4 protein-coding genes are annotated in these 10,555 nt (G+C 62.9%); 1 reads left to right on the top strand and 3 read right to left on the bottom strand.

Annotated elements, in window-relative coordinates:
- Nucleotides 1–742 (top strand): YifB family Mg chelatase-like AAA ATPase (locus JX325_RS08310; protein ID WP_204790696.1); only part of this gene is annotated, 742 nt, incomplete at its 5' end.
- A gap of 64 nt (nucleotides 743–806) precedes the next feature.
- On the opposite strand, the gene rpoC is transcribed toward JX325_RS08310, so the two are convergent.
- The 3 genes from rpoC to JX325_RS08325 all read right to left on the bottom strand — a co-directional run bounded on the left by rpoC (nucleotide 807) and on the right by JX325_RS08325 (nucleotide 10,381).
- On the bottom strand, nucleotides 807–4,685 hold the full coding sequence (gene rpoC, locus JX325_RS08315; protein ID WP_204790697.1) for a DNA-directed RNA polymerase subunit beta': 3,879 nt from the start codon (nucleotides 4,683–4,685) through the stop codon (nucleotides 807–809).
- A gap of 54 nt (nucleotides 4,686–4,739) precedes the next feature.
- Nucleotides 4,740–8,660 carry a DNA-directed RNA polymerase subunit beta gene (gene rpoB, locus JX325_RS08320; protein ID WP_204790699.1) on the bottom strand — a complete coding sequence of 1,307 codons (3,921 nt, stop codon included), beginning with the start codon at nucleotides 8,658–8,660 and terminating at the stop codon, nucleotides 4,740–4,742.
- A gap of 479 nt (nucleotides 8,661–9,139) precedes the next feature.
- Nucleotides 9,140–10,381: an S-layer homology domain-containing protein gene (locus tag JX325_RS08325; RefSeq protein ID WP_204790698.1), complete on the bottom strand. Its 1,242-nt coding sequence runs from the start codon at nucleotides 10,379–10,381 to the stop codon at nucleotides 9,140–9,142.
- Between the last annotated feature and the right edge of the window lie 174 nt (nucleotides 10,382–10,555).

Below are 10,555 nucleotides of genomic sequence, written 5' to 3' on the forward strand. Positions count from 1 at the left end.
CCCCCTGCTGACCCGCCGTCCCTACCGCAGCCCCCATCACACCGTCTCCGCCTCCGCCCTCACCGGCGGCGGGCCCGCCATGCGGCCCGGGGAAATCTCCCTGGCCCACAACGGGGTCCTCTTCCTGGACGAGCTGCCGGAGTTCCGCCGGGACGCCCTGGAGATTCTCCGCCAGCCCCTGGAGGACGGGGAGGTCACCANCTCCNGGGCCGGGNGCACCCTGCGCCTCCCCGCCCGGTTCCAGCTCATCTGCGCCATGAACCCCTGCCGCTGCGGCTGGCGGGGGCACCCGGACCGGCGGTGCACCTGCTCCCAGCGGGACCGGGAGCGGTATGTGGAAAAGATCTCCGGCCCCCTGCTGGACCGGATCGACCTCCACGTAACGGTGCCCTCGGTGGAGTACGAGGCCATNCGCCGCCGGGAGACCCCGGAGTCCTCGGCGGAGGTGAAGGCCAGGGTGGATGCGGCCCGGGCCATTCAGGCGGAGCGCCTGGCAGGGTNCGGCGCGGCCTGCAACGCCCAGATCGCCCCGGCGCAGCTGGGGGCCTTCTGCCGCCTGGACGAGACCNGGGAAAAGCTGATGAAAAACGCCTTCCAGCGCATGGGCCTGACGGCCCGGTCCCATGACCGGATTCTCCGGGTGGCCCGGACCATCGCGGATTTGGACGGGGAGGCGGACATTGGCGCCGCCCACCTGGCGGAAGCCATTCAGTACCGGAACACGGATATCTTAAAGGGCTGAGCCTTTCCATATAGAAACGCCGGGACCCCGCAGGGTCCCGGCGCTTTTTCGTCTACACAACTTCTCAGTTCATAGACAGGGGGGNGGTTTCCGCCGCCTGGCTGACGGCGTTCCCCAGGATGATGGGCTCGGAAGCGGGCTCCTCCTTGGGAACCGGCTCCTCCGCCTCGGGAAGAATCTCNTCGGCTGCGTTGTGATAGGCCGTCAGGCCCGTGCCGGCGGGGATGAGCTTGCCGATGNTGNCGTTTTCCTNNANGCCCGCCAGGCGGTCGCTCTTGCCCTTGATGGCGGCCTCCGTCAGCACCTTCGTGGTCTCCTGGAAGGAGGCGGCGGAGAGGAAAGNATCCGTGGCCAGGGACGCCTTGGTGATGCCCATGAGGAGCTGGGTGCCCACGGCGGGGCGCAGGGGCTCGCCGTTTTCCTGGGTCTCCCCGGCGGCGTTCCGGCGCTGGATGTCCTCGTTGGCGTTCTCCAGCTCCANAACGTCCACCATGGAGCCGTCCAGCAGGTTCGTGTCCCCCGCGTCCTCCAGGCGGACCTTCCGCATCATCTGGCGGACAATGACCTCAATGTGTTTATCGTTGATGTCCACGCCCTGCTGGCGGTACACCCGCAGGACCTCCTGAATGAGATAGTTGTATACCGCGTCCGCGCCCCGGATACGGAGCANGTCGTGGGGGTTCAGGGCACCGTAGGTCAGCTGGCGGCCCACCTCAATGACGTCCCCGTCCCTCACCTGGAGGCCTGTGTGGGGCACGGCGTAGGCCCGGGTGTCCCCGTCGGGGGCGGTGATGATGATGTTCAAGAGGCTGCCCTTGGTGGCCTCCTCGAACTTGACCGTGCCGCCGATTTCCGCCANGGTNGCCATCCGCTTGGGTTTCNGGGCCTCGAAAAGCTCCTCGACACGGGGAAGGCCCTGGGTGATGTCCCCGCCGGCCAGGCCGCCGGTGTGGAAGGTACGCATGGTCAGCTGGGTGCCCGGCTCGCCGATGGACTGGGCGGCGATGATGCCGACGGCCTCGCCGGGGCCCACGGGCTTGGAGGTGGCCAGGTTCATGCCGTAGCACTTGGCGCACACGCCGCTGGGGGCCTTGCAGGTCAGGACGGTGCGGATCATGACGGTGGGCTTCTTGTCCGGGTCGCCGGCGGGGTCGAACTCGCAGCGGTCCCCGGGGCGGACGTTCTCCTGGACCCACTTCCGGGACTCCAGCAGCTTATCCTCGCTTCCGTCCATCATTTTGTCGTTGCTCAGCAGCACCTCGCCGGTGTCCGCGTCCACCACGTCGCCCACCAGGAAGCGGCCCCGGAGGCGGTCGGACAGCTTCTCAATCACCTGCCCGTTCTCGCTGATTTNGGAGACCTTGATNCCGTGGGTCACATGGCAGTCCTCCTCCCGGATGATAACCTCCTGGGAGACGTCCACCATGCGGCGGGTCAGGTAGCCGGAGTCGGCGGTCCGCAGGGCGGTGTCCGCCAGGCCCTTCCGGGCGCCGCGGCTGGAGATGAAGTACTCCAGGGCCGTCAGGCCCTCCCGGTAGTTGGCCTTGATGGGGATTNCGATGGTCCGTCCGGCGGTGTTGGCAATCAGGCCCCGCATGCCCGCCAGCTGGCGGATCTGCTTCATGGAGCCTCGGGCGCCGGAGTCCGCCATCATGAAGATGGGGTTGTAGCGGTCCAGGTTCTTCTGAAGGGCGTCGGACACGTCCTCGGTGGTCTTCTCCCACTCCTGGACCACGTTGCGGTAGCGCTCCTGGTCCGTCATGAAGCCCATCTTGTACTGGGTTTCGATGTCCAGGACCTTCTGCTCCGTATCCCGGACCATCTCGTACTTCTTGGGCGGGATGGTCATGTCGGCAATGGAGACGGTAATGGCGGCCTGGGTGGAGTATTTGTAGCCCGTGGCCTTAATCGCGTCCAGCACCTCGGCGGCCATGGTGAAGCCGTGCTTGTTGATGGTTTTATCTACGATTTTTCCCAGCTGCTTTTTGCCGCAGGTCTCGGTGACCTCATAGTCGCAGACATGGGCGGGATCGCTCCGGTCCACCATCCCCAGGTCTTGGGGGATGTTGTGGTTGAAGATGATGCGGCCCGGGGTAATCTCCACGACCCGGGTATACTCCGTGCCGCCCACGGTACAGGTCCGGCGGACCAGGATGGGGCAGTGGGGGCCGATAACACCCTCGTTATAGGCCATGAGGGCCTCGTTTTCGTTGGCGTAAATCCGCAGGGGCTTATAGGAGGCCTTCCGCTTCTCCGGCGCGCCGGCTTTCCGGGCGGCTTTGTTTTCCGCGTCGATGGCCTCGTTGGCGGCCAGGAACTCGTCGGCGTTCACCGGGCCCCCGGCGGTGAGGTTCGTGTGTCCCGCGTCCACGCACCAGACCTCCGCCGCGCCCTTCTCGGCGCTGCCCATCCGGTCCATGGTCAGGTAGTAGCTGCCCAGCACCATGTCCTGGGTGGGCACGGTGACGGGGCCGCCGTCCTGGGGACGCAGGAGGTTGTTGGCGGAGAGCATCAGGATGCGGGCCTCGGCCTGGGCCTCGGCGGAGAGGGGCACGTGAATGGCCATCTGGTCGCCGTCAAAGTCGGCGTTGAAGGCCGTGCAGTTCAGGGGGTGGAGCTTGAGGGCCCGGCCGTCCACCAGCACCGGCTCGAAGGCCTGGATGCCCAGGCGGTGGAGGGTAGGCGCCCGGTTCAGCATGACGGGGTGGTCCTTGATGATAACGTCCAGGGCGTCCCAGACCTCGGTGACCCCTTTATCCACCATCTTTTTGGCGGATTTGATGTTGTTGGCGGTGCCGTCCTCCACCAGCTTTTTCANGATGANGGGACGGAACAGCTCCACAGCCATCTCCTTGGGCACGCCGCACTGGTAGATTTTCAGCTCGGGGCCGACGACGATGACCGACCGCCCGGAGTAGTCCACCCGCTTGCCCAGCAGGTTCTGGCGGAAGCGGCCCTGCTTGCCCTTCAAGAGATCGCTGAGGGACTTGAGGGCCCGGTTGTTGGCGCCGGTGACGGCCCGGCCCCGGCGGCCGTTGTCGATGAGGGCGTCCACCGCCTCCTGGAGCANCCGCTTCTCGTTGCGGACGNTGATATCCGNGGCGTTGAGCTGGATAAGCCGCTTAAGGCGGTTGTTCCGGTTAATGACCCGGCGGTACNGGTCGTTGAGGTCGCTGGTTGCGAANCGTCCGCCGTCCAGNTGGACCATGGGCCGNATCTCCGGGGGGATGACGGGCAGCACGTCNATGATCATCCACTCCGGCTTGTTCCCGGAGAGGCGGAAGGCGTCCACCACCTCCAGGCGCTTGACGATGCGGGCCTTCTTCTGGCCGGAGGAACCCTTAAGCTCCGCGTGGAGCTGCTGGGAGAGCTGATCCAGGTCCACGTCCTGGAGCAGCTGCTTCACGGCCTCCGCGCCCATGCCGGCCTGGAAGTCGTCCTCGTACTTCTCCCGGTAGTCCCGGTACTCCTTCTCGGAGAGGATCTGGTTGCGGCTCAGGGGCGTCTCGCCGGGGTCCGTGACGATATAGTTGGCGAAATACAGCACCTTCTCCAGAATCCGGGGGCTGATGTCCAGCAGCAATCCCATCCGGGAGGGGATGCCCTTGAAATACCAGATATGGCNGACAGGGGTGGCCAGCTCGATGTGGCCCATCCGCTCCCGGCGGACCTTGGCCCGGGTGACCTCCACGCCGCAGCGGTCGCAGATTTTGCCCTTGTAGCGGATCTTTTTATACTTGCCGCAGTGGCATTCCCAGTCCTTGGTGGGCCCGAAAATGCGCTCGCAGAAGAGGCCGTCCCGCTCGGGCTTCAAGGTGCGGTAGTTGATGGTCTCAGGTTTTTTCACCTCACCGTAGGACCAGGCGCGAATCTGCTCCGGAGAGGCCATGCCGATTTTTATGGTATCGAAGGCGATATTGCCGCCGGTTTTGTTGTCGGTCATCTTGCGCGTTCCTCCTTCATTGCTCCGGTACTGCCGGAATATTCAACGAACGCATCATTCGTCGTCCTCGCCGTCGTCAAAATCGGCGTCGATGTCCGCCCCGGCGTCCTCGGGGGCGTCCTCGATATCAAAGCCGGAATCCTGGAACTCCGCCGCCATGTCCTCGGTATAGGCGCTGCGGCTGCGCTCGTCGTCGGCGTNCATCCGGGCCAGGTTGAAGGTGTCCATGGCNTCCTCGTCCTCCCGCAGCTCGATGGGATTCCCCTGTGCGTCCAGAACCTGGATGTNNAAGCACAGGGACTGGAGCNCCTTGACCAAGACCTTGAAGGACTCGGGCACGCCGGGCTGGGGCACGTTGTGGCCCNTGACGATGGCCTCGTAGGTGCGGACACGNCCCGTCACGTCGTNGGACTTGACCGTCAGAATCTCCTGGAGGGTGTAGGCCGCGCCGTAGGCCTCCAGGGCCCAGACTTCCATCTCGCCGAAGCGCTGGCCGCCGAACTGGGCCTTGCCGCCCAGGGGCTGCTGGGTGACCAGGGAGTAGGGGCCGGTGGAACGGGCGTGAATCTTATCGTCCACCAGGTGGTGGAGCTTGAGGAAGTAGACGTAGCCCACCGTGACGGGGTTGTCAAACCGCTCGCCGGTGCGTCCGTCATAGAGGACGCTCTTGCCGTCGGCCACCAGGAGGCGGCCCTCTGTCTTCCAGGCGGCCAGGGCCCCGGCGTCCGCCAGCTCCTCCGCCGTCACGGGGCGGCGGCCGTCTTCCTCGGACAGGTAATACTGCTTGCTTCCGTCGGTGGACAGCATTTCGCTGGTTTCCACNGTGCGGAACAGTCCCGCCTCGGCCAGCNTGGCCCGGATATCCTCCTCCCGGGCGCCGTCGAAGATGGGGGTCGCCACCTTACAGCCCAAGGCGTGGGCGGCGTAGCCCAGGTGAACCTCCAGCACCTGGNCGNTGNTCATACGGCNGGGCACGCCNAGGNGGTTCAGCACGATGTCCAGAGGCGTGCCGTCGGNCAGGAAGGGCATATCCTCCTGGGGCAGGACCCGGGAGACCACGCNCTTGNTGCCGTGGAGTCCGGCCATCTTGTCGCCCACCTGGATCTTCCGGCGCTGGGCGATATAGACCCGGACCACCATGTTCACGCCGGGCCCCAGCTCGTCGCCGCCCTCCCGGGTGAAGACCTTGGTGTCCAGCACAATGCCGCTCTCGCCGTGGGGGACCTTCAAGGAGGTATCCCGGACTTCCCGGGCCTTCTCACCGAAAATGGCCCGGAGGAGGCGCTCCTCGGCGGTGAGGTCCGTCTCGCCCTTGGGGGTGACCTTGCCCACCAGGATGTCCCCGGCCTTGACCTCCGCGCCCACGCGGATGATGCCGTTTTCGTCCAGGTCCTTCATGGCGTCCTCGCCCACGTTGGGGATGTCCCGGGTGATCTCCTCGGGGCCCAGCTTGGTGTCCCGGGCGTCGATCTCGAACTCCTCAATGTGGATGGAGGTATAGAGGTCCTCCCGGACCAGGCGCTCGTTCAGCAGGACGGCGTCCTCGTAGTTGTAGCCCTCCCAGGTCATGAAGCCCACCAGGATGTTCTGGCCCAGGGCGATCTCGCCCTGCTCGGTGGCGGGGCCGTCCGCCAGGACGGTGGGGTCCATCATCTGGCCGTCGGGGCCAATCCCCCGGCCATGGACCCGCTCGCCAACCTCCACAATGGGGCGCTGGTTGATGCAGGTCGTGTGGTTGGAGCGGAGGAACTTAATGANCTTATAGGTTTTCTTCTCTCCCCGGATGGGGGCGGGGTTGTTCTCGGTGCTGTCGTACTGCACGGTGACATGGCGGNCGTCCAGGTCCGTGACCACGCCGTCGCCCTCCGCCAGGACCACGATTTCGGAGTCAATGCAGATTTTGTGCTCCATGCCGGTGCCCACGATGGGNGCATGGGGCCGCAGCAGGGGCACCGCCTGACGCTGCATGTTGGCGCCCATCAGGGNCCGGTTGGCGTCGTCGTTGGGGAGGAAGGGGATCATGGCGGTGGCGATGGAGACCATCATCCGGGGGCTTACGTCAATGTAGTCCACCATCTCCCGGTCCACGTCCACGATCTCGTCCCGGTGCCGCCCGGTGATACGGGCGTTGACCAGGCAGCCGTTTTCATCCACCGGCTCCGCGGCCTGGCCGACGATGAAGTTGTCCTCCTCGTCGGCGGTCATATAGGTGATTTCCTCGGAGACTTTGCCGCTCTCCTTATCCACCGCCCGGTAGGGGGCCTCTATGAAGCCGTACTCGTTGATGCGGGCGTAGGTGGCCAGATACGAGATCAGGCCGATGTTGGGANCTTCGGGCGTCTCGNTGGGGCACATGCGGCCATAGTGGCTGTAGTGCACGTCCCGGACCTCCATGTTGGCCCGCTCACGGGAGAGGCCGCCGGGGCCCAGGGCGGAGAGGCGGCGCTTGTGGGTCAGCTCCGCCAGGGGGTTCGTCTGGTCCATGAACTGGCTTAAGGGGCTGGAGCCNAAGAACTCCTTGATGGCCGCCGTGANNNGGCGGATGTNGATAAGGCTNTGGGGCGTGACGATNTCCATGTCCTGGATGGTCATGCGCTCCCGGATGACCCGCTNCANCCGGCTGAAGCCGATGCGGAACTGGTTTTGAAGCAGCTCGCCCACGCAGCGCAGGCGGCGGTTGCCCAGGTGGTCGATGTCGTCCTTGACGGAGACGCCCCGGGCCAGGCCGTTCATATAGTTGATGGAGGTCAGGATGTCGTCCACAATGATGTGCTTGGGTACCAGCTGATCCTTGTGGAGAATGATCTGGTCAATGAGCTCCTCCCCGCTGTACTGGCTCAGCAGCTCCTGGAGGACGCCGAACCGAACCCGCTCTTTGNTCTGNNANGTNTCCCAGGGGTCGAAATCCACGTAGCGGCTCATGTCGCACATGCCGTTGGAGATTACCCGGAGGGGCGTGCCGTCCACGTCGATCGTCACGTCGCAGACGCCCGCGGCGTCCAGCAGGCGGGCGTCCTCCTTGGACAGGAGGCAGCCCTCGTCAAAGAGAATCTCACCGGTGGCGGGGTCCGCTACGGGGTAAACCAGCTTCCGCCCGGTGACCCGCTGCCACAGCGAAAGCTTCTTGTTGAACTTATACCGGCCCACCACAGAAAGGTCGTAGCGCCGGGGGTCAAAGAACAGCCCCGTGACCAAGGTCTCGCTGGCCTCCACCGTGGGGGGCTCTCCGGGACGCAGGCGGCGGTAGATGNCCAGCATGGCGTCCTCGTAGCTCTTGCAGGGGTCCTTCTCTAAGGTGGCCACGATGCGGGGATCGTCTCCGAAGCGGTCCAAAATGCCCTGGTCGGTTTTCAGGTTCTCATAGCCCGCCTCATGGCCCAGGGCCCGGATGAGGCAGGTGACGGGGATCTTCCGGTTCTTGTCGATGCGGACCCAGAAGAGCTCGTTGGCGTCGGTCTCATACTCCAGCCAGGCGCCCCGCTGGGGGATAACCTGGGCGGTGAGGATGGGCAGATCGGTCTTGATGTCCACCTCGTGACCATAGTACACGCCGGGAGNACGGACAATCTGGGAGACTACGACCCGCTCCGCGCCGTTGACGATGAACGTGCCGGACTGGGTCATCAGGGGGAAGTCCCCCATGAAAATCTCCTGTTCTTTGATCTCCTCGGTCTCCTTGTTCCGCAGGCGGACCTTGACCTTGAGGGGGGCGGCATAGTTGGCGTCCCGGGCTTTGCACTCCTCCACATCGTACTTGGGCTTTTCATCCATCTTGTAGTCGATGAAGGTCAGCTCCAGGTTGCCCTGGTAGTCGCTGATCGCGCCCACGTCGGCGAAGACCTCCCGGAGGCCGGTNTCCAGGAACTCCTGATAGGAGNTCTTCTGAATCTCCAGGAGGTTCGGCATGGAGACGACTTCCTCATACCGGGCGAAGTTTTTGCGAAGGGTCTTTCCGTAATACTTGTCTTTGGCCATCTTCACATTCACCTTTCTGCCGCCACCGGCGGCGGGGATAGGGACACGCCGGGCTCCGTTGTTAAAAACCTTTCGNCCCGCTCTTGCATTCTTCTGGGAAATGTGCTATACTCCGATTAAGGTATGAAGCGGGGGATTTTCCACCCGCTGTCGATAAGTGCTTTATTTTACCACGTCCATTTTTCTCTGTCAAGGGGAAAATGGACATTTCGTATCCTTTTTTCAATAAAACGGCCCATGGAACCAGCTCCATGGGCCGTTTTTCATANTCTCAGACGCCGGANGGGTGACGCCTCCTTTTGCTCCCGGTCCTCCCACGCCCCGCACGGAAAAGCCCGCTTTCCGTTTCATCATAATATCGTCCCGGACCTGGGGGTACTCTGGATAGTGATGCGGAAATTTTTTCGGCCCTTGACGCCGGCTTCTCTCTGTGCTGGGGGAAGACTATCTTTTTCGGCAAGGCCGCTTTTCGGACGTTTTTAATTAGGGTAGCGAGTCCAGACGTCAACGGTATAATCACCGGGCTGAGGGTCGTCCCAAGCAGAATGTTCAATGTCCCAGTAAATGGTATACGTTTTGTTTGTGCCACGAACATCGCTGGCATCAGTGCTATCGAATTCTGTCCACTGGCATTCTTCATTGTGCCAAGCACGACTCGTAACAATGGCTACATGTGTGAGTTTACCGTTACCATCCAGTGTAATAGCGATGTCACCGGGGCGGGCATTTGCAGTTGCAATCTTGCGAGCGGGGAAGCCGTTTTGACCAAAGATATAGTCGCTGACAAGAGCTGCCCAACCGCCGCAGCCGGCAGATGTGCTGCAATAGCGTTCGCTAGGCATTTTGTATAGCCGGACAGCGGCTCTGACATCTGTGCTGCTTCCGGCAGAATAGCCGTCTACAAAGCTGGTGTGCTGAGGATACTTGGACTGAAGCTCAGACAGGAGTTCCAGGATGTTGTCTTCTGTTACGGGCTTGCCGTTGGTCAGAGTCTTTCCAGTTTGGTCGGGATTGCTAGGCTTGCTGGGAGTCTCAGGTTCTACGGGAGTCTCGGGGTCAGGATTGGTGATATTTCCGCCGGAGTTTCCGGAATACTGCATCATGCGGTAAATTACGACAGCGNCCTGTCCGCNGTTCATCGTAACTTCACCGCTGAAAGATCCGTCAGAGTAGCCGGTAATTATGCCCAGAGCATACACGTTGGCGACCGCATCCCGGTACTGGCTGGGAATANTATTGTAGTCCGTGATTTTGGCAATAGCCGCAGANTTGTCAGAGCTGCTTGCCGGGAAGCCCTGCCTGGTCATAATATTGGTGATGAGCTGGGCCATGTCGTACCGGGAGATACTGCGGCTCATTTCCTGAACATTATCCGTGTCGTCCGCAAAGCTGGTGTTGTTCAGCGCCTGGTTCNCCATCNTGGCCTGATAGTTGGCCCAGAAGGTTCCGCTGGAGATATATATGGGGTTTTTGTACTTTTCGATATCAGCCGCGAAAAACGCGCGGGACAGCATGACGGNGAAATNGGANCGGCTGACGGTGTTGGCGGGGCGGAACGTGTTGTCCTCATAGCCGTTGACGATGCTCTGGCCCGAACACCAGACAACCGCGTCATGGAAGGTGTGGGCGCCGGGCACATCGGAAAACTCCGCCGCCCCCGCCGGGACGCAGAGGCCCAGGCACAGCGCCAGAGCCAAAACCAAGGAACATAGTCTTTTCATCAGTACCGCTCTCCTCATATCATATTTGCTGCCGCTCAGCGGTCCGGCCCGTGGGGGCGGGGTTCTCCCGTCCCCCTCGGGTTTGCGCGGGGCCGCTGAGACAAACAAAAGCGGTGCGAGATATAAAATCCCACACCGCATATCAGACACAAACCCCAAACCCGGCCTTGTAAA

The organism is Oscillibacter sp. CU971 (assembly GCF_905219725.1).
Classification (GTDB): Bacteria; Bacillota; Clostridia; order Oscillospirales; family Oscillospiraceae; genus Oscillibacter.